We start from the raw sequence: 19,372 nt of genomic DNA, 5'->3' as shown, positions 1-19,372 counted from the left end.
TATTTCAAGATTGAAAAATTGGAAGATTTCAAACTTCTTAAGAAAAATAAGTCTATTGATTAATTAGAGATAAAATGGCAAAAAGGAATGTGACGGTTCGCATGAAAGCGGATCACGAATATGAGGCAGTAAATCCTCAAGGAAATCTTGTAAAGATCGACATGTATGATCCTCAGGATAAAAAAGCGCAGTCGCCAATGGATTTGGTTCTTTCAGCTTTAGGTTCATGCGCTTCAGTTGACGCAGTTTTGATGATGAAAAAGAAACGTAAAACGGTTCTTGATTTGATTGTAGAAGTAGAAGGTATTCGAAATGATGGTGTGCCAGCATATTTTACTGATATCAATTTGAATTTTGTATTGATTTCTCCAGATGCTAAAGAGGAAGAGTTTGCAAAGGTGGTTGCGCTTTCTGTAGAGAAATACTGCTCTGTGGCCTCTTCGTTGAAAGCAACTATAACCTTTTCATCAGAAGTAAAAACGGCTGAATGAGAGTTGTGAAAGAATTTATACAGGAGGACATACGAATCAGTGTGTTCTCCTGGAATAATAAATACATCATCAAATTTGAATTCGGTCCGTTCGAACAGACTTTTAAAATCTCTGAAATGGATGTGCTCGATGAAGCGGATTTGGACGTTTTTTTGTCTGGAGATTTTTTTGAAAAAGTGAAATCACGATTTAAGGAAATGGGACAAACATTTCGTGCTGAGATGGAAAATTTATAATTTCCCGTCTATCAGCAGTCTTATGAAGAAACTTCTTTTTTTGATTTTCCCTGTATCCATCTTTCTACATTCCTGTGAGCCTTCCTCAAATTCTTCTAGGGATCAAAGTTTGGTCATGGATCAGTCAATCATTCAAGAAATGGAGGTTGAGCTATTTGAGCTGAATGATGAAATAATTCACCTTAAAGATCATTTTGAATTTTTGCTGGCAAACAGAGATAGTTTACTTCAGATTCCAACCCAGAATGAGTACAGTTTTGATCAAGGCTACTCTACCAATACACCTCAAGATTCAAAAAAGCTAAGCTCGGTAGTAGTCCTGAACACTTCGAAAGATTTTGAAAAATCCATGGAAAATGTGATGCTCACAAATAGCATGGATTCACTTTTTAGACAGACTTTTGAGAAATATAGTATGCTGGCCCAGGTCTATTATAATACAGCTGATCAAGTTTCTCGTGTTTTTCCAGCATATGATGCCAAAACACTTTTAGATCCAGATGTTGATCTCACAAATTTTAATTTCTACTACGAGGGCGATTTGGAACATAATCCCGAAAAAGGGCCAGTTTGGATACCTGAAGTTTATGTTGATCCTGCGGGTAGAGGCTGGATACTTTCCTTAGTTCATCCTGTATACGACGGGGAGGAGCTCTATGCCGTACTGGGTCTCGATATTACAGTAGATGAACTGATTGGGAGGTATTTAGATAATCGCGAAGGAGAATTTTTAATTGTAAATAATAAGGGGGATATAGTGGGTGGAAAATCAGCAGCAATAGAATCCTTAAGTTTTCCTCCGTTGAAACACCACGTTTATAGAGAAACCATTTTAGCTGATAACTTCCGGATTTCAGACTTTAATCTGTTCAATAGTAAAAATAACGAGGTAAGAAGTATGGCCCAAGTATTTGTGATGGAGAAGGAAAGCCACTTCTCTTTTACGGATGATTTTAGTCCTAAGGCTGCATACGCTGTTCCATTTACACTTCTTGATTGGTATTTAATCGAATTAGAACTTAGGCCATAATGAATAGAAGAAGTGGATATCGCAGAGATTTATGGCTAACTATAGTTAGTGGAAGTGCATTAGTACTTTTGGTGATTAGTCTCGCTGTAAGTTTTTTTTCAACAATTAATGATGCCGAATTAAATTCTAAAAAGCAGTTTTTAAGGAAGCAGACGGAGATTGCAGCTACGGAAATTGAAATTGAGGTTGGTCGATTTGAGGAGAATGCCGAAGAACTGATAGATTATTTGGAGGACGAAGATTTGGATCCAGATGATTTCAGGGGAGATTTGACCAAAGCTGTAAGGAGGATTTTTAACAATTATCCAGGTTTGGTGGACACCGTTTGGGTGAACCTTCAAGATTCTGTTGTTTTCCTAACCATGACGGAAAGGAATGATTTTATTAGAAATAAAGCTAATAAAGGCATTCCGAATAAGGGAAAGCATGATTTTGAATATTATACCAGCGGCAGTGACTTTGGATTTGAACTCATGTTTTCCCTGAATCCTGTCAGATTTACTCGGGATTTTGTGACCCATTATTATTTGAATAAAGGGGGAAGTAAACTCCTCATGCTGGACGGGGAACTGTTCAATTTAGATCCAAGTCAGAATATGACTGCCCTTTCTTTGGACGACAAGTCTCTCTCTCATATTAAGAATGATGTATCGATAGGAGTCATAGGGATTTATGAGATTGATTGGACTAAAGGTGGGGATTTAGGTGGAGGGCTTTTGGTCCAATACCCTTTTGACTTCGGCGAGTTTTATGAAAATGCGGCACTCATTTTCATGATTGAATCGGAGGTGATGACAAGTGGAATATACAGTACATATCTATTCCTTTTCATTGGTTTTGTCCTTTTGCTGATATCCACTGTGATATTCTTTTCATTTTCATTGAAAAATAGAATGGAATCTGAGAAGTTGCTTACGGAGAGTGCTGAAGAGATTTCTGAGTTGTTTGATCAGCAAAATATTTTGTTAAAAGAACTACGAGGCTTCGTATTTTTCCATGATTTCAAAGGAGTAATCACGCGTGTGAGTGACGAAGTGGAGGAAGTTCTCGGGCATCCCAAATCTGAATTCCTGACCGCATTTAGTGAGGAAGAAGGGCATTTGGATGCGCTCAATGTCAAGGAGCTAGTGAGAGGTGCACTGAGTCAGAATAAATCTCACGTAGATTTGGAGTATGATTTTCAAAAGCCTGATGGTTCAAAAGTAAGACTAAGAATTTTCGAGAAACTGATTTTTGACAAGCAGGGTAGGTTTAATGGTGGACTCGGTATTTGCACCGATGTAACTGATCAATTCGAAAGTAAACAAGAGTTGATTGATAGTGGAAAGCGTCTTCAAAATCTAATAGACAATATTCCGGATGTTATATTCTCTTACGATAATGAAGGAGTTGTTTTGGAGTCGCACATTAGAGATCAAAAGTTGATAAAAGCTACAGGTGAAGAAATTGAAGGCAAATCTCTTTTTGAAATCATACCTAAACAACAACGGGAACAAACCCAATTTGCTTTCAACCTTGCTAGAAAAACCGGACAAATCCAGACCGTAGATTTGCAATTAATATCAATGCAAGAGAGCCAATACTTCGAGGTTAGGTTTTTCCCACTAGATGACAAAAGAATGATGTCTATTGCCAAGGATATTACAAGTCAACGTATCTGGGAAAAGGGACTAGTTGAGGCAATGAATGCGGCAGATCTGGCGAGCAGGGCTAAGTCTGAGTTCTTGGCAAATATGAGTCATGAGATCAGGACACCCATGAATGGGTTACTTGGGATTATTGATTTGCTGGATCAAACAAGTTTGGATGAAGAACAGCTACAATACTTGGATATCATTAAAACTTCGGGGAATTCTTTACTGAGCATAATCAAGGATATTTTAGATTATTCAAAAATTGAAGCGGGTAAAATAGATATTAATACATCAGTTTTTTGCCCTGCCGAAGAGTTAGAAAAGCAGGTTCAGATCTTTTATGGTTTGGCTCAAAAGAAGGGAGTATTTATTAATATTTCCTGCGATCCGCAAACCCTGCGGATGATGGAGGGAGATGTAGAGAAGATTAATCAAATCATTCTAAATCTGGTAGGCAATGCTGTGAAATTCACCTCTAAGGGAGGAAATGTCTTGGTGAAACTTGAAATGGAGAATATTTCGGGAAAGATTAATTACCTGAAATGTACAGTTCAAGACAGTGGAATCGGCATCTCAAAAGAAGAGATCCCTAGGCTTACAGATCCATTCTTTCAGGTAGAAAGTTCAAGTTCCCGTAGCTATCAAGGTACTGGGCTGGGATTAGCTATCGCAAAAAAGATTGTGGAATTAATGGGTGGGGAACTCACCATCTCGAGTGAAGTAGGAAAAGGATCTGTTTTTGCCTTTTCGGTGATACTAAAGGATGCTTCTGATATCACTACCAAGACTCCTTCCAATGAATTGCCTCAGCGGACGAATTGGAATGGAATGGCCGAGGAATATCCTCTTAGAGTCCTTTTGGCAGAAGATAATGAACTGAATTTGCAGCTGATGACCCTCATGCTAGAGCAATTAGGTTATGATTTTGAAGTAGCAAAAAATGGAAAGGAAGCGTTGGAAATGGTGATTCATTCTGAATTTGATATTGTCTTGATGGATGTACAGATGCCGGTCATGAATGGCTTGGAAGCAGCAATTAGGATTAGGGATTTGGGAGAAAAAGGGGAGGTGTTTATTGTAGGACTTTCGGCAAACGTTTTTGATGAGGATCAGAAAAAGGCCACTGAAGCAGGCATGGATGATTATTTGACTAAACCTATTCGCCTGATTTCTTTAGCTGAAAAACTAAAAGAATATTCTTTGAAAAAGGAATTTAAAAAAGTCAACTGAAAAAAAAGCCGGTTTTTATACCGGCTTGTGTGTTTATTATAGGGGAGTGTTAATATCAAAGGCTTCCAAATAATCAGAAACTCTCTTAACAAACCTACCTCCCAATGAACCATCTACCACTCTATGATCATAAGAGTGGGAAAGGAACATTTTGTGTCTGATAGCAATCACATCTCCTGTAGGAGTTTCCACTACCGCAGGTTTTTTGACTATTGCACCCACGGCCATTATTGCAACCTGAGGTTGAGGAATGATCGGAGTGCCCATCACATTGCCAAAGGAACCAACGTTAGAAACGGTGTAAGTTCCTCCCGCTAAGTGATCTGCATTCAGCTTATTGCTTCTAGCAAGGTTAGCCAGCTCATTTACTTTCTTAGAGATTCCTACTAGGTTTAGCTGATCAGCATTTCTGATGATAGGGACAATTAGATTTCCGCTAGGCAATGCTACTGCCATACCAACATTGATATCTTTTTTTCTAATAATTCGGTCTCCGTCCACTGAGATATTAATCATTGGGAAATCCCGAATTGCTTTTGCTACTGCCTCAATAAAGAATGGGGTGTAAGTGATCGATTCTCCGAATTTCGCTTTGTATTCATCCTTATTTCTTTCTCTCCAAAGTACAATGTTCGTCATATCAGCTTCTACAAATGAAGTGACATGTGCCGAAATCTGCTTTGATTCGATCATGCGCTTGGCAATCATCTTTCGCATGCGATCCATTTCGATAATCTCATCCGAGCCAGAAATGCTAACGGGTGCTTTTGGTGCAGAAATAGAAGGAATTGATGAAACTGGTTTGGCAGAAGAAGATCTTGATTCCAAGTAATTGAGCATGTCCTGCTTAGTCACTCGAGCGTCTTTGCCTGTTCCTGGTACTTTGGCTAGCTCAGTCTTAGAGATTCCCTCTTCCTTTGCAATACTTTGAACTAAGGGAGAATAGAATCTGTCATCGCTTGTGTCAATTAATTGCGGAGTTTCCTCTGTTGAGAGAATTGCAGCAGTATTTTCGGGTGCGGCGGCTATTAATTCTTCTTTCTTTGTAGCTGTTTGTGACCCCGCAGGAGTTGCAGCGTTTTTTTCTTCGCCCTCAGTCTCTATGATTGCAATAGGAGCACCCACAGCGATCACATCTCCTTCTTGTGCGAGGATTTGCTTTAGGATGCCTGCATGGGTAGAAGGTACTTCAGTATCAACCTTATCAGTAGCGACTTCCAATACAGATTCATCCTGTTCAATCGTGTCACCCTCTTTTTTAAGCCAAGTAAGCACTGTACCTTCTATGATACTCTCGCCCATTTTGGGCATCAGCATTTCTACAATTGCCATGGTTATGAATTAATGATTTATTGGGTTTATATTCAAGTTTTAAAATTAAATTTTATAAAACTCTATCCCAAACCTTTCAATAGAAATTTTATTCGTTATTTCTCTAAAATACAAATTCTAAGTAGATTCAAAACCGCAACAGCCGTAAGTTGAATATTGAGCATTCTATCCTGCGTAAGCTGAAGTTTTTTCGTTTCTACAAATCCTTCTCCGGCACAAGCAATCCAAACTGTCCCTACAGGTTTTTCTAAACTCCCTCCGTTTGGACCTGCGACTCCACTGCTGGCTAAGCCGAAATCAGACCTGAACAACTCCCGAACTTCTGCTGACATCTCTCTTACAGTTTCTTCGCTTACAGCTCCAAAGTCTGCTAGGGTTTTTGGATTTACATGAAGAACATTTTCCTTGAATTGGTTGTGATAGGGAACTATTGCTCCTTGAAAATACGAACTACTACCCGAAATACTGGTGATTAGATGGGAAATATAACCACCAGTACAGCTTTCAGCTAAAGCTACAGTTTTCTTATTTGTCTGCAAAAGTTTGCCGATGGCCGTTTCCAGCGACTCTGTATCGTAGCCATAGACGTATTTTTCGATGGTTGGTAATACTAAATCAATTTGCTGTTGGATAGCATTTTCTATCTCGTTCTTGTCTGTTCCAAAGCCAGTTAGTCTAAGCTTCACATGCCCCAACGAAGGTAAATAAGCCAATCGAATAGTAGAAGGAAGTGCATTTTCCCATTCTCGTATGAGATCTGCTAGCCAGCTTTCACCAATTCCAACTGTCTTAACCATACGGTGAACAATGACAGGAAGTGGAAATAGGGTTGGAAGTTTCGGCAACACAAAGTCTGTCATCAGCCTTTTCATCTCGTGAGGAACACCTGGCATAGACATCCAGTAGGTTTCGTCACGCTCAAACCACATTCCAGGCGCTGTTCCCACTGGGTTCGGCACATAAGTAGCGCATGAAGGTAAATGTCCTTGAAGTAGGTTTAGAGGTGTGATTTCTCTACCACGCTTTTTGAAAAACTCAGTAACAGCTTCTACTGCAGCTGGATTTTCTACGATGGGACAATTAAAGTACTCCGCCATGAGCGGTTTGGTCAGATCGTCTTGAGTTGGCCCCAAACCGCCGGTGATCAAAATGATATCTGCTCTAGCTTCTGCTGAAGCAAATGCGCTAAGAATATCTTTTCGGTCATCACCTACAGTGGTCTTGCGCACTACTTTTACACCCATGAGATCAAGTTCCTGACTGATCCAGTGACTGTTGGTATCAACTATTTGCCCGTAAAGAAGCTCATCTCCAATGGCTATTATTTCGGCTCTAACTACCTTCATTATGTTATCTTACTTCTGATTTACGAAGTATTTTAGTGAAAATCGCAGGAACAAAACGTTTCAAATAGATTCCCATTGTTTCCTTTCCACCGATATAAACTTCTTCTTTTTTGTTTTTAAGTGCTTTGAAAATCTCCTTAGCACAATCTTCAGCGCTCATACCGTTTTCTTGCGCTTTGTCCATTTCATTGAGAGGAGTGCCGTCAGCTGTCAGTGCATTTTTGGAAACATCTGTTTTGATAAAGCCAGGGCAAATCATTGTCACTGCTATATTTTCTTCAAAATGCTCTAATCTCAAAGATTCGAAGAACCCATGAAGCGCATGTTTAGCCGCAGCATAGCTTGATCTGTAGGGCGAACCAAATTTTCCTACCAAAGAAGAAATCACCCCAAACTGTCCTGATTTTCTTTCAATAAAATGCGGGAGTAGTTCTTTGGTAAGCGCGACAGTCCCAAAGAAATTTACCTCCATAAGTTTGCGATCTACAGCGATCGGAGTGTCTCTAATCAAGGATCTCTGACTGATTCCTCCATTGTGAAGTATGATATCTATATGACCAAAAGCAGTAATTGCTTCTAGTGTCTTTTCCGCAAAAGAAGCTTGATCTACCAAATCAAGCGGTAGCACTTTGCAGTGCTGTGGACTGGAACTTGAGTTTTTGACTCTTTCTAGCGCTTCTTTATTTCTTGCCGAAAGGACGACTTTGTATCCTTCCTGGACGAACTTATAGGCTGTAGCTTCACCAATTCCTGAAGAGGCTCCTGTGATCCAAATTACTTTTTCAGACATTGTGGTTTTGGATTCTTTGGTAAGTGACATAGGTGAAGGCAAGTAGATGACGCTCATCTGCGGGGTGATATTCGCTAAATGTCACTTTCCAATCATTCTTGTTGAACTCTGGGAAGTAAGTATCTCCCTCGGGTGAAGCATGTACTTCGGTAAGTACGAGCTCATCAGCTATTGGAAGCGCTTGTTTATATAGTTCACCTCCTCCGATTACATAAAGTTGCTCCACATTTCTCTTTTGGCAAAAAGCAAACGCTTCTTCTAGGCTTTGGAAAGCATAATGACCTTCAGGTGCTTTATATGATTCATTTCTTGTAATCACGAGATGAGTTCTATTGGGAAGAGGATTTCCCAAAGACTCCATGGTCTTTCTACCCATCAAGATAAAATGATTGGAAGTGATTCTTTTAAATCGTTTGAAATCATCCGGTAATCTCCAAACTAGATCGTTTTCCTTACCTATTACATTGTTAGTAGCCAATGCTGCTATAAGTGATATCTTCATGCAAAATGCTTCTTGCCTTGAAGATAATAGGCCTATCCCGTTGAAAAAATAAAATAGGATAGAATTACTTCATGCCCGCAGAATTCATAATGTTGGGGTATTCGGCCATAGTAAGAGACTTTGGAGAGTCTTCTTCGATTTCTATCACTTTCATCTCTACTTTTTCAGAATCTTTAGAGGTGAAAGTCAATTCCATGAAATTTCCTTCTGGCATATTTTTAAAATGTTGCGCATATCTTTCTTGTGCTTTCGAAGTCATCATAGGGCTATTGGCACCCCAAAAAGAAGCATAACCTCCAATAGGTTTCTCTGTCAACCAGTAATAGCCTTCTCCATCCTCACTGACCACATGATATTCCTCACAGGCATAGCCTAGAATATCTTTGGAGTTTCCTGTTTTTTCGATTGTAATATCGTATTCCTCAGTTTTTGAATCTAGATTTTCATCAACCATTTCATCCAAATCATCCATATTCAGTTTGTAAGCGAAACTCGATTTTTCGCCTTTATTATCTAGGAAAACAATTGATGCTTGATTTTTCACATCAAAAACCATTGAAGTAGTGGCTTTTGGGTTTTTAGGATCAATTAATTCCATTCCAGTATATTCGGAAGATTCACCTAGATATGATTTTAAAAGAAAAGGATCCTCAGTCTTTCCTTTTTCATTTGTGCTGATCATTTCGAGAACTAAATATCCAAAAAAATCATACTCGTCTTCGGTATCTACTGGCTCACCAAGACCACCTAGTATTTTGCCCATATCCAGGCCTCCCATGGAGCTACTATCTGCGTCTCCATACATATCTGAAAAGACTTTCTCAAGTTGCTTTTCAGTCATTTTGGCTGCTTCCTTTTCTACCTTATCTTGAATAGCTCTCTCCATTCCCTTATTCGCTGCATTTTGAATTTTTTTGATGAACTGAGCTTCGGCAGAAAAGGATAATGAAGTGATGAAAAGCAATAATATGATGCTACTTAACAGATTTTTCATGATTATATAATTTAAAAATTGGTTTAGATACTGTCCTTAAGTTCCTTAAAATCAGGTTAAAAATAAAATATTTTGCTCTTTTTTCGATAAAAACCCTTTTTAATTGAATTTGTAGCCTCTAAGTAAATCCTCCACTTTCATCCGTTTTTTACCTTCTAGTTGCAGTTCTGATATCTCCAGCACACCTTCACCTGTTTGGACTTTCAAATAGCTTTTGTTGTCAGTTTCTAATTGCCCAATTTGTTTGCCCGTAGATTGGTTTGTAGAGAATCTTGTTTTGTAAATTTTGCAGATTTTCCCGTCAAATTTAGTCCAAGCAGCAGGGTAGGGAGAAAGTCCTCTTACTAGGTTATGAATTGATTCTGCTGAGTTGCTCCAGTCGATTTCGCCAGTTTCTTTGAAGATTTTTGGAGCATGATGAATGGCTTTGGATTCGTCCTGAGGCAAAGCATTGACTTTATCTTCGGCAATGTCTTCCACAGTTTTGAGCACTAATTTTGAGCCAAGATGCATTAATTTTTCATAGACAGATCCTAGATCGTCGTCATCTAAAATCTTTACTTTTTCTTGATAAATAATACTTCCAGTATCGATTTCATGCTTAAGGAAAAAAGTGGTGACACCAGTCTCTTTATCTCCGTTGATTATTGCCCAATTGATCGGTGCGGCTCCTCGGTAATTAGGTAAAAGCGAGGCATGAAGGTTAAATGTGCCTAAAGGAGGCATGTTCCAAACGGCCTCTGGTAGCATTCGAAAAGCCACTACGATCTGCAAATCTGCTTTCAAAGCGCGAAGCTCTTCTTGAAATTCAAGGGATTTGAGATTGGTAGGCTGAAGTATATTAAGGTCAAGTTTGATCGCTGCTTCTTTGACTGGAGATGGAATTAACTTCTGCCCACGACCTTTTGGTTTGTCCGGAGCGGTGATTACGCCCACTATATTCCAACCGTTCTGCACTAGCAATTCTAAGCCGGGAACAGCAAATTCCGGTGTCCCCATATAAATGATTCTGAGATTCTTGTTCATAGTTAAATTAGTTTGCAGTTAAAACGATGAGCGCTAGTTCTGACTGCATTGATTTAGATTCAATAAGTTGACCTGCCAAAAACTCCATTCCGAGTTAGGCTGTAAACCCTACAAGTAGCTATAGCTTAGATGAGTACTAGTATAACTGTTAATTTTTGGTGAGATTTCTGCGTCTAACTCGACGGATGAATCAGCGTGAAATGGCTCTCTTAAATTCAAATATTAAATAAAGGGCGAAAGTTTCGTTTGCTTCATGCTATTTTGCGTTCTAATCGAACAAATTAAAGCAGTCCTTTGAACCTTTCCTATTTCATAGCCAAAAGAATCAGTTTTAAGAAAGCTGGGGGATTTTCGGCCACCATACACAAAATAGCCGTGGGAAGTTTAGCCTTAGGGCTAGCCGTATCTCTAGTTTCCTTTATGGTTTTGGGAGGTTTTCAGAGTACAGTCTCCGAAAAAGTTTACGGGTTTACAGGGCACTATCAGGTGCAGCGCTTTACCATGAGCAATTCATTTGAAGAGGCACCTTTTTCATTGAACTCCCAATTCAACAAATCATACCGTACGCTTCCTTTTGTCAAAAAGGTGCAAGCATTTGCCCACAAAGCTGCATTGATCAAAGGAGAGGATGAGGTTCAAGGAGTGTTGATGAAAGGGGTGGGGCCAGACTTTGATACCTTGGGATTTCAAAAATACGTGATTGACGGAAGGATGCTTCGAATTCCTGAAGAAGGAACGAGCAACGAGGTCATGCTCAGTCAGTTCATTGCAAATAAATTGCTATTGAAAGTAGGCGATAAAATCACGCTTTATTTTGTACAAGACCCACCGAGATTTAGAAGGGCTGAGGTAGTAGGCATCTTTCAAACCTACCTGGAAAACTTCGACGAAAAGATTATCATTGGTGAATTGCAAACCATCAGAAACCTAAACGATTGGACAAACGATCAAGTCGGAGGTTTGGAAATTTTTGTTGATGACTTCAATAATATTCCGACATATACTTCTTCATTAGAGGAGCTTATGGATTATGATTTAAAGCTGGTTAGTAGTCAGGATAAATTCCTGGAAATCTTTGATTGGCTTAGTCTTCTGGATAACAATGTCTATGTTTTTATTGGCTTGATCGGTTTTGTGGCAATTTTCAACATGGGAGCGATACTTTTTATCCTGATCATGGAGCGTACCCAAATGATCGGTCTCCTGAAAGCGCTTGGTACTAGGAATACTCAAATCCGTCGAATATTCTTTTGGAATGGAATTAATATCCTACTCAGAGGAATGGTTATCGGAAATGCGATAGGACTGGGCATCGGCTTTTTGCAGGATCAATTCAAATTGATACCTCTGGATGCTGGGAGCTATTATATGAGTTACGTGCCAATTGATTGGAATTGGTCAGCATTTGTTCTCATCAATATTGGAATTGTGGTACTTACCGCTGCAGTCTTGTGGATACCTGTAATGGTGATTTCTAAGGTAGATCCTATTCGGTCAATCCGCTTTGATTAAGCTGGTAAGGGCTGAAAATGCTTTTGATTTTCATAGAAATCACTCCAAACCCCGCTTCTTTAAAAATCCCCCGACTCATTTTTGACGTGCCTTTGGTACGATCCGTAAAGATGATCGGTATCTCTACCAACTTGAACCCAAGCTTCCACGAGGTAAATTTCATCTCAATCTGAAATGCGTAGCCAACAAATCTTACTTCATTTAATTTGATTCCTGCGAGTACAGATTTATGATAGCATTTGAATCCTGCGGTCGCGTCCTTTATCGGCAAACCGGTGACGAATTTCACATATACACTTGCAAAATAAGACATCAAAACTCTGCCCATAGGCCAGTTTACTACATTTACTCCGGTGATGTATCTAGAGCCAATTGCCAAGTCAAAACTTCTGTCTGCACAGGCTTCATACAGTTTAATTAAGTCATTTGGATTGTGGGAAAAATCGGCATCCATTTCGAAAATAAAGTCGTAATCCTTCTCCAGTGCCCATTTGAAGCCTGTGATGTAGGCTGTTCCCAATCCTAATTTGCCTTTTCGTTCGATTAGGTGAAGTCGTTCGGAATATACTACTTGTTGGCCTTTCACCAAATTCGCAGTGCCGTCTGGACTACCATCGTCAATCACCAGAAGCTCAAATCCACCCGAAAGATTCATCACGGCATGGATCATCTCCACGATGTTTTCTTTCTCATTGAAAGTTGGGATTATGACGAGTTTTCTGTGGTCCATTTTAAGCAAAAGCCAAAAGTAACCCTATTGACTGATTTTTAAAGAATGATCAATGTATTTTTTGGTTAAAGTATAGCTTTGCAGAAAAAATCTACATGAATCAGCAAATCGCTATAGTTAGCTATTTTTCCGTAGGCGCTTACGACACAAATACCACTGACGAAAATGCGCTCCTTTCCTCTATTCTCTGCGATATGGGCATTTCCCATCAGGTCGTCATATGGTCAGATCCAGCTATAGATTGGTCAAGTTTCAGCTGTTTGTTGATCAAATCCACCTGGGACTATTTCGATTATTATGAAGAGTTTAAACAATGGATAGCAGCTATGCGGAAACTCGGAATTCCAGTTTTGAATAGTTTGGATACAGTGGAATGGAATTCGTCGAAGCGATATTTATTAGAGGTATCAGCTAAAGGATTTCCTGTTATTTCCGGGTTTATTTTAGAAAAAGGAATGCAAGTTTCGCTCTCTACTATTCAAGCCAAGATTTCTTCCGAAGTAATAGTTGTTAAACCATTAGTAAGTGGTGGGGCAAAAAACACCTTAAAAATCACTACAAAAGATTGGCAAAAACACCAGTCGCAGGTTCAATCACTTGTAAATGAGGAGTCATATTTGGTACAGCCATTTGTAAAAGAAGTTGAAGAAGTAGGGGAATACTCGCTTATTTTCTTCAATGGGTCGTTCTCCCATGCTGTGCTCAAAAGCCCCGCGAAGCATGATTTTAGAGTTCAACATTACTTTGGAGGAACAATAGAGCAAATCATACCTTCTTCGAAAATGCTGAAATCTGCTCAGGATTTGGTGGGTAATTTCGCAGCTGATACACTTTATGCCAGAGTAGATGGCGTGCAATGCAACGATGAATTCTACCTGATGGAATTGGAATTGATAGAGCCTTACTTATTTCTTGATATTTCTGAAGAAGCACTTTCCAACTACAAGAAGGCTATTGCTGCACGTTTGCTTTAAACACTGCAAAGCTCCATTTGTGATTTTGCGAGCTCATTCCCTTGATTTGCTGCTTTTTGTATGAACTCACAACCCTGTGAATCTCCAAGGTATTTCATGCAGATTCCCTTTTGTGTCATTGCTTCCAAGTGATTTGGCTTTGCCTTCAGAACCGCGTCAAAGTCTTCTAAAGCCCACTCCAAAAAGCCTGCTCTCATCAGTGCAAACCCGCGGTTATATTTTCCAACCATATTATCAGGTTCCCGACTGACATAAGAATTAAATGAGGCCGCACAGCCTAAAGCATCGCCTTGATAGGCTAGCGCCATTCCTGTGTAAAAATAAACTTTCGCATGATCAGGATTTAATTCAATAGCTAGTCTCAGGAATTCTTCTGCTTTTCGGAATTTCTGCGTCATGAGCATTGTACGGCCAAGTAAGTAGATAATATCAAAATCTTCGGAATCTAGCGTTGCGGCTCTCAACAGACTCAGTTCAGCATTTTTATAATCTTTCTGCTCAAATAGTAATTTCCCTAAACCAGCATATGCTTGGGCATATTGGTCATCAATTAGGATGATTGTTTCGTAATCCGCCTTGGATTTTTCCAGTTCACCCAGTTCTTCATAGCACCTTGCGCGCATATGTAAAGCTTTAACATCTGTCACATGAAAAAATAGGTATTGATTGAGGTTTTCTATAGCGTCTTCGTATTTCTTATTATTGAAAAGTTGCTCAATATTTTGAAGGCTGCTTGAACAAGAGCTAGTTGAGTATACTAATAAAAGTATAGTCATTATACGGAAAAGTCGTTTCATGACTAAATGAACAAAAAAATAAGGATTAGGAAAAACTTTTCATGTAAAACTTTCCTAATCCCTACGAAATTTTCATAAACAATCTTTTCACTTATAGAAAAGAGCGTAATCTGCTGATTATTATAGCACTCCCTTGGTACTTGGAAGTTGATTGATATTCCGGGGATCACGCATTACGGCCATTTTGATCGCCCGTGCAAGTGCCTTGAAAATCGCTTCAATTTTGTGATGCTCGTTGGCTCCTTCTGCTTTGATATTTAGGTTGCACTTTGCGGTATCTGAGAAAGATTTGAAGAAATGATAAAACATCTCGGTTGGCATATCGCCCACTTTCTCGCGCTTGAATTCAGCATCCCAAACGATCCAAGGTCTTCCACCAAAATCAATAGCAACTTGAGCTAGTACATCGTCCATAGGAAGTAGAAATCCATAGCGATAGATCCCTTTTTTATCTCCCAATGCCTTCAAATATGCGTCTCCTAGTGCCAATGCGGTATCTTCTATCGTGTGATGCTCATCAATATGCAAGTCACCATTTACTTTGATTTCTAAGTCAGTACTTCCGTGCTTACCTAGCTGCTCTAGCATATGGTCAAAGAAATGTAAGCCTGTCTTGATGTCGCAGTGTCCATTTCCATCCAGATTCAACTTGATGTAAATATCAGTTTCAGAAGTTTTACGGCTTACTTCGGCAGATCGGGGAGGCATTTTCAAAAACTCATAAATCTCATCCCAATCCTTCGTGCTCAATGCGGCATTTTCTACCTTTTCGCCAATGAAAATTGCTTTGGCTCCAAGATTCTCAGCAAGCTTTACGTCAGTGAGTCTATCTCCGATCACATAGGAATTAGCCAAGTCATATTCTTCCGAAAAGTAAGCCGTCAGAAGACCAGTGTTAGGCTTTCGTGTTGGCGCATTTTCACTTTCAAAAGTCTTGTCGACGTGAATTTCCTTGAAGAAGATATTCTCTTGTTCCAGCGTTTTTAGCATTTTGAATTGCGCTGGCCAAAAGGTGTTTTCAGGAAAGGAGGCTGTTCCCAATCCGTCCTGATTTGTCACCATCACCAATTCAAAGTCTGTTTCTTCCGCGATCTTGCGAAGATTCGAAATTGCTTTTGGAAGAAACTCCAGCTTCTCCAAACTATCTACTTGATAATCAGTAGGTGGTTCTTTGATGATAGTTCCGTCCCGATCTATAAAAAGTACTTTCTTTGCCATGGTTTATAGGTTGAAGCTTTCAGTGTATATTTTTCTTAAAGCTTGGATGAAAGCTTCGTTTTCAGATCGTGTACCTACGGAGATTCGTAGGCATTCTTCGCAAAGCTGAACTTTTGATCTGTTCCTTACGATGATTTTCTCTTCAATCAGATCATCGTACACATGTGCTGCATTTGGGATTTTTACCAAAAGGAAGTTGGCATGCGAAGGATGGATTTTCTCTACAAAATCAAGTTGATTCAGCTTCTCTTTAAGGAATTCTCGCTCTTGAAGAATATCCGCGATCATCGCATTTACTTTATCAACTTTCTGTATTGCTGCCAAAACAGTATCCTGAGTCAATCCAGAGATGTTGTAGGGAGGTTTGATACGATTAAGAATCTTGATCATCTTCTTGCTGGCAAAAGCCATCCCAAGTCGCAGCGAAGCAAGTCCCCAAGCTTTTGAGAAAGTTTGCATTACCAGCAGATTTCCAAACTCCTCCAAATGTGTGGTAAAACTCGGCTCGTCGCTGAAGTCAATATAGGCTTCATCTACTACGACTAACCCATTGAATTCGCGAAGGAGTCTCAGAATATCTTCTCTATTTACCTTATTTCCGCTCGGGTTGTTCGGTGAGCAGACGAAGATAATCTTGGTGTTTTCGTCAACAGCTTTGAGAATCAAATCCGGCTGAAGTTGAAAGTCAGGAGTCAATGGGATTTTGCGTGTTTCCACATCATTGATACCTGCGCTCACTTCATACATTCCGTAAGTAGGTGGTAAGAGAATTACATTGTCTTTTCCAGGATTGCAAAAAGCTCTGAAAAGTAAATCAATAGCCTCATCAGATCCATTTCCCAAGAAAATTTGGGATGCTTTCACCTTCTTGATTTTGGCGATTTCATCCTTTAATTCAAGTTGGTACGGATCAGGATAGCGGTTATGATCCTCGTCCGTCACAGAACCGTAAGGGTTTTCGTTTGCATCCAGAAATATGCCTTCTTTGCCGGTATACTCATCTCGAGCGGAGGTATATGGAAGAAGGTTTACGATGTGTGGTCTAAGTAATGGGGTTAAGTCAAACTTCATTTCTTCTGTTTTTTAAGATGTTTGAGTCTTATTGATACGGCATTTTTGTGTGCCTCTAGCAGTTCATTTTCTGCCATGATTTCTATTGTAGGTCCTATGTTTTTCAAACCTTCAGTACTGATTTTTTGATACGTGATTTTCTTCACAAAACTATCCAGCGATACCCCGCTATAGTTTCTGGCGTAGCCGTAAGTTGGAAGGGTGTGATTGGTGCCTGAAGCATAATCACCTGCAGATTCTGGTGTGTAGTTTCCAATGAAAACCGACCCTGCATTATAAACGGCATTGACTGCTTCATCTTCCTGGGCCACACTTATAATCAAATGCTCTGGTGCATAGAAGTTGATCAGCTCCATAGCTTCTTCCGATGTGTCGATGATCACTGCTCTGGAATTTGCCAAGGCTTTTTTTGCAATGTCCTTTCTAGGGAGCTCTTCCAGTTGCTCATCTATTTCTTTGATTACTCGCTTCGCAAATTTCTCAGTATCGGTCACCAAAATCACCTGACTATCCACACCGTGCTCTGCTTGAGAAAGTAAATCAGCTGCAACAAAGGCTGGATTTGCTGATTCATCTGCATACACCAGCACTTCAGATGGCCCGGCAGGCATGTCTATAGCAACTCCATACTTGGTAGCTATTTGCTTTGCAGCGGTTACAAACTGGTTTCCAGGGCCAAAAATTTTGTCCACTTTGGGTACGCTTTCAGTTCCAAAAGTCATTGCAGCAATTGCTTGAGCTCCGCCTACTTTTACGATTTTGGTGATACCAATTAGCGAAGCAGTGTAGAGAATAGCAGGATGGATTTTCCCTTCTTTGCTAGGTGGCGAGCAAAGCACAATTTCTTTGCAACCAGCCAATACTGCCGGAATTCCAAGCATTAATACCGTACTGAATAGGGGCGCAGTTCCCCCTGGAATATACAATCCCACTTTCTGAATAGGGATGCTTTTGCGCTTGCATACCACGCCAGGCATGACTTCATCTACTAACTCAGGAGTCGCCTGAGCCATATGAAATCGCTCTATATTAGCTTTAGCTACGTTGATAGCTTCCTTCAAGGCAGGAGATAAAGCAGCTGAAGCCGCTTGTATTTCTATCTCTGAAGGAAAAAGTGATTCCAATTCCACATGATCGTATTCCATGGCGAATTTGAATAGGGCTTTGTCGCCATTTCTCTTCACTTTTCTCAGGATGGGTTTTACGATCTTATTTATCTGCTTGGTCTTAAAGGTTGGTCTAGCCAACTGCTTTTTCCAAGTTTCCTTACTAGGATTGTCCAGGATTTTCATGTCATTTCTGGTCTTGAGTTTTGCAAATAAAAATGCAGGATTAAAGAATCATCTTTTCGATGGGAACAACTAAAATTCCTTCTGCTCCAGCTGCTCTTAATTCCTCGATGTTTTCCCAGAATTGATCTTCATTCAACACAGAGTGTACGGATGACCAGCCTTCCTGAGCTAGTGGCAGAATGGTAGGACTTCGCATTCCTGGGATCAGGTTTGTAATTTTCTCAATCGATTCGTTTGGAGCGTTTAGAAGCACATATTTGCTGCTTTTTCCTTTTTGGACAGCGTTGATTCTAAAGAGAAGTTTTTCGGCGATTTCTTTTTTCCATTCTGGCAGATCGTTATTCGCGATGAGGACAGCCTCGGATTTGAAAATCTCCTCCACTTCCTTCAATCCATTCATCATCAGGGTAGATCCTGAGCTTACGATATCACAGATTCCTTCCGCTAAACCTATGCTTGGAGCGATCTCTACTGAACCGGAGATTTCGTGGATATCAGCATTGATATTCTGGCTTTTTAAGTAATCACCAAGAATTTTAGGGTAGGAGGTTGCAATATTTTTTCCCTCGAAAAACTCCACTCCAGTGTATTCCTGACCTTTTGCTACAGCAAGGGAAAGTCGGCATTTGGAGAAACCTAATGCCTTCATCGTGGTGACGTTCTTGTCTTTTTCTACAACTTCATTTTGACCTACAATACCAAGATCAGCAACTCCATCTGCTACATATCCAGGGATGTCGTCGTCACGAAGGAAGAGAAATTCGATTGGGAAATTGGTGGAAGTAGACTTGAGTTTACCTGTTCCGTTATAAAATTTGATGCCACATTCTTTGATGAGGCTGAGTGAGTCGTCGGATAGTCTGCCGCTTTTCTGCACGGCAATACGGATTATTTTTTCCATGTTGGCAAGTTACGCTAAGAAATAAAAGGGTTAAAGTAAATGTTGGCGAAAAGCGGAATCCCTATCATCGGCTTCACCGGGTATGTGCAACTATTCCTCAGGAGGAATGATGGAAATGGTGCATCAAGTTAGCTTGATGTGTTGTTGCTAAAAAGTCAATATTTCTATTGGTGTTTTCCATTATCGTTGGCAAAGATAGGAGGCGATTGAGAAAATGCAAATTGAGGGCAATTATTTTAAGGATAAGACTATGATCAACATTTAGT

The 19,372-nt window shown here is 39.9% G+C and carries 18 protein-coding genes; 6 read left to right on the top strand and 12 right to left on the bottom strand.

The window, feature by feature from the left end; translation table 11 throughout:
- The first annotated feature begins 74 nt into the window (after positions 1-74).
- Genes AACZ87_RS05665 through AACZ87_RS05650 form a run of 4 tightly spaced genes read left to right on the top strand, consistent with a single transcriptional unit; the run spans position 75 to position 4,621 of the window.
- Positions 75-491, top strand: coding sequence for an OsmC family protein (locus AACZ87_RS05665; protein WP_339865684.1), 417 nt, complete (start codon positions 75-77; stop codon positions 489-491).
- Positions 488-727, top strand: a complete 240-nt coding sequence (locus AACZ87_RS05660) for a hypothetical protein (protein ID WP_339865682.1) — start codon at positions 488-490, stop codon at positions 725-727. The genes AACZ87_RS05665 and AACZ87_RS05660 overlap by 4 nt, the downstream gene beginning before the upstream one ends.
- 22 nt (positions 728-749) lie before the next feature.
- Entirely contained in the window at positions 750-1,757 is a 1,008-nt protein-coding gene (locus AACZ87_RS05655; protein WP_339865680.1) for a Cache sensor protein, read from the top strand.
- On the top strand, positions 1,757-4,621 hold the full coding sequence (locus AACZ87_RS05650; protein ID WP_339865678.1) for an ATP-binding protein: 2,865 nt from the start codon (positions 1,757-1,759) through the stop codon (positions 4,619-4,621). Before AACZ87_RS05655 ends, AACZ87_RS05650 begins: the two co-directional genes overlap by 1 nt.
- A gap of 36 nt (positions 4,622-4,657) precedes the next feature.
- Here the strand turns inward: AACZ87_RS05650 and AACZ87_RS05645 are convergent, their stop codons facing one another.
- The 6 genes from AACZ87_RS05645 to fmt all read right to left on the bottom strand — a co-directional run bounded on the left by AACZ87_RS05645 (position 4,658) and on the right by fmt (position 10,611).
- The gene (locus AACZ87_RS05645; RefSeq protein WP_339865676.1) at positions 4,658-5,953 is read right to left on the bottom strand and encodes a dihydrolipoamide acetyltransferase family protein; all 1,296 of its coding nucleotides are present in this window, start codon (positions 5,951-5,953) and stop codon (positions 4,658-4,660) included.
- A gap of 95 nt (positions 5,954-6,048) precedes the next feature.
- A complete protein-coding gene (locus AACZ87_RS05640) occupies positions 6,049-7,299 on the bottom strand; it encodes a competence/damage-inducible protein A (protein WP_339865674.1) in 1,251 nt (416 codons plus the stop codon).
- Positions 7,300-7,303: 4 nt separating this feature from the next.
- Entirely contained in the window at positions 7,304-8,089 is a 786-nt protein-coding gene (locus tag AACZ87_RS05635; protein ID WP_339865672.1) for an SDR family oxidoreductase, read from the bottom strand.
- On the bottom strand, positions 8,082-8,591 hold the full coding sequence (locus tag AACZ87_RS05630) for a dihydrofolate reductase (RefSeq protein ID WP_339865670.1): 510 nt from the start codon (positions 8,589-8,591) through the stop codon (positions 8,082-8,084). Before AACZ87_RS05630 ends, AACZ87_RS05635 begins: the two co-directional genes overlap by 8 nt.
- Positions 8,592-8,655: 64 nt before the next feature.
- Complete coding sequence (locus AACZ87_RS05625; RefSeq protein WP_339865668.1) at positions 8,656-9,585, bottom strand: DUF4412 domain-containing protein; 930 nt, start codon at positions 9,583-9,585, stop codon at positions 8,656-8,658.
- A gap of 99 nt (positions 9,586-9,684) precedes the next feature.
- Entirely contained in the window at positions 9,685-10,611 is a 927-nt protein-coding gene (gene fmt / locus AACZ87_RS05620; protein ID WP_339865666.1) for a methionyl-tRNA formyltransferase, read from the bottom strand.
- 294 nt (positions 10,612-10,905) lie between these two features.
- Here fmt and AACZ87_RS05615 point away from each other — a divergent pair, with 294 nt between their 5' ends.
- The gene (locus AACZ87_RS05615) at positions 10,906-12,123 is read left to right on the top strand and encodes an FtsX-like permease family protein (protein ID WP_339865664.1); all 1,218 of its coding nucleotides are present in this window, start codon (positions 10,906-10,908) and stop codon (positions 12,121-12,123) included.
- Here AACZ87_RS05615 and AACZ87_RS05610 read toward each other — a convergent pair.
- Positions 12,098-12,853 (bottom strand): polyprenol monophosphomannose synthase, encoded by a 756-nt coding sequence (locus AACZ87_RS05610; RefSeq protein WP_339865662.1) that lies wholly within the window; start codon positions 12,851-12,853, stop codon positions 12,098-12,100. The genes AACZ87_RS05615 and AACZ87_RS05610 overlap by 26 nt on opposite strands.
- Before the next feature lie 95 nt (positions 12,854-12,948).
- On the opposite strand from AACZ87_RS05610, the gene AACZ87_RS05605 reads away from it, so the two are divergent.
- Positions 12,949-13,827 (top strand): glutathione synthetase, encoded by an 879-nt coding sequence (locus tag AACZ87_RS05605; protein WP_339865660.1) that lies wholly within the window; start codon positions 12,949-12,951, stop codon positions 13,825-13,827.
- On the opposite strand, the gene AACZ87_RS05600 is transcribed toward AACZ87_RS05605, so the two are convergent.
- From AACZ87_RS05600 to hisG, 5 genes are all read right to left on the bottom strand, one after another.
- Positions 13,824-14,624, bottom strand: a complete 801-nt coding sequence (locus AACZ87_RS05600; protein ID WP_339865658.1) for a tetratricopeptide repeat protein — start codon at positions 14,622-14,624, stop codon at positions 13,824-13,826. The genes AACZ87_RS05605 and AACZ87_RS05600 overlap by 4 nt on opposite strands.
- Positions 14,625-14,744: 120 nt before the next feature.
- A complete protein-coding gene (gene hisB / locus AACZ87_RS05595) occupies positions 14,745-15,842 on the bottom strand; it encodes a bifunctional histidinol-phosphatase/imidazoleglycerol-phosphate dehydratase HisB (RefSeq protein WP_339865656.1) in 1,098 nt (365 codons plus the stop codon).
- A gap of 3 nt (positions 15,843-15,845) precedes the next feature.
- Complete coding sequence (gene hisC, locus AACZ87_RS05590) at positions 15,846-16,913, bottom strand: histidinol-phosphate transaminase (protein WP_339865654.1); 1,068 nt, start codon at positions 16,911-16,913, stop codon at positions 15,846-15,848.
- Positions 16,910-18,205, bottom strand: a complete 1,296-nt coding sequence (gene hisD, locus AACZ87_RS05585; RefSeq protein WP_339865653.1) for a histidinol dehydrogenase — start codon at positions 18,203-18,205, stop codon at positions 16,910-16,912. Before hisD ends, hisC begins: the two co-directional genes overlap by 4 nt.
- Before the next feature lie 40 nt (positions 18,206-18,245).
- Entirely contained in the window at positions 18,246-19,106 is an 861-nt protein-coding gene (gene hisG, locus AACZ87_RS05580; protein WP_339865651.1) for an ATP phosphoribosyltransferase, read from the bottom strand.
- Positions 19,107-19,372 lie beyond the last annotated feature (266 nt).

The sequence above is a fragment of the uncultured Algoriphagus sp. genome (genome assembly GCF_963974365.1).
Classification (GTDB): Bacteria; Bacteroidota; Bacteroidia; order Cytophagales; family Cyclobacteriaceae; genus Algoriphagus.
This window is presented reverse-complemented; position numbering and strand designations above follow the sequence as displayed.

What these genes read in the sequence shown, in the direction of transcription:
- fmt (WP_339865666.1), bottom strand. Translation starts at nt 10,611, where the DNA reads ATGAACAAGAATCTCAGAATCATTTATATGGGGACACCGGAATTTGCT.
- hisC (WP_339865654.1), bottom strand. Translation starts at nt 16,913, where the DNA reads ATGAAGTTTGACTTAACCCCATTACTTAGACCACACATCGTAAACCTT.
- AACZ87_RS05640 (WP_339865674.1), bottom strand. Translation starts at nt 7,299, where the DNA reads ATGAAGGTAGTTAGAGCCGAAATAATAGCCATTGGAGATGAGCTTCTT.
- AACZ87_RS05645 (WP_339865676.1), bottom strand. Translation starts at nt 5,953, where the DNA reads ATGGCAATTGTAGAAATGCTGATGCCCAAAATGGGCGAGAGTATCATA.
- AACZ87_RS05630 (WP_339865670.1), bottom strand. Translation starts at nt 8,591, where the DNA reads ATGAAGATATCACTTATAGCAGCATTGGCTACTAACAATGTAATAGGT.
- AACZ87_RS05605 (WP_339865660.1), top strand. Translation starts at nt 12,949, where the DNA reads ATGAATCAGCAAATCGCTATAGTTAGCTATTTTTCCGTAGGCGCTTAC.
- AACZ87_RS05665 (WP_339865684.1), top strand. Translation starts at nt 75, where the DNA reads ATGGCAAAAAGGAATGTGACGGTTCGCATGAAAGCGGATCACGAATAT.
- hisB (WP_339865656.1), bottom strand. Translation starts at nt 15,842, where the DNA reads ATGGCAAAGAAAGTACTTTTTATAGATCGGGACGGAACTATCATCAAA.
- AACZ87_RS05635 (WP_339865672.1), bottom strand. Translation starts at nt 8,089, where the DNA reads ATGTCTGAAAAAGTAATTTGGATCACAGGAGCCTCTTCAGGAATTGGT.
- hisD (WP_339865653.1), bottom strand. Translation starts at nt 18,205, where the DNA reads ATGAAAATCCTGGACAATCCTAGTAAGGAAACTTGGAAAAAGCAGTTG.
- hisG (WP_339865651.1), bottom strand. Translation starts at nt 19,106, where the DNA reads ATGGAAAAAATAATCCGTATTGCCGTGCAGAAAAGCGGCAGACTATCC.
- AACZ87_RS05625 (WP_339865668.1), bottom strand. Translation starts at nt 9,585, where the DNA reads ATGAAAAATCTGTTAAGTAGCATCATATTATTGCTTTTCATCACTTCA.
- AACZ87_RS05655 (WP_339865680.1), top strand. Translation starts at nt 750, where the DNA reads ATGAAGAAACTTCTTTTTTTGATTTTCCCTGTATCCATCTTTCTACAT.
- AACZ87_RS05610 (WP_339865662.1), bottom strand. Translation starts at nt 12,853, where the DNA reads ATGGACCACAGAAAACTCGTCATAATCCCAACTTTCAATGAGAAAGAA.
- AACZ87_RS05660 (WP_339865682.1), top strand. Translation starts at nt 488, where the DNA reads ATGAGAGTTGTGAAAGAATTTATACAGGAGGACATACGAATCAGTGTG.
- AACZ87_RS05650 (WP_339865678.1), top strand. Translation starts at nt 1,757, where the DNA reads ATGAATAGAAGAAGTGGATATCGCAGAGATTTATGGCTAACTATAGTT.
- AACZ87_RS05600 (WP_339865658.1), bottom strand. Translation starts at nt 14,624, where the DNA reads ATGAAACGACTTTTCCGTATAATGACTATACTTTTATTAGTATACTCA.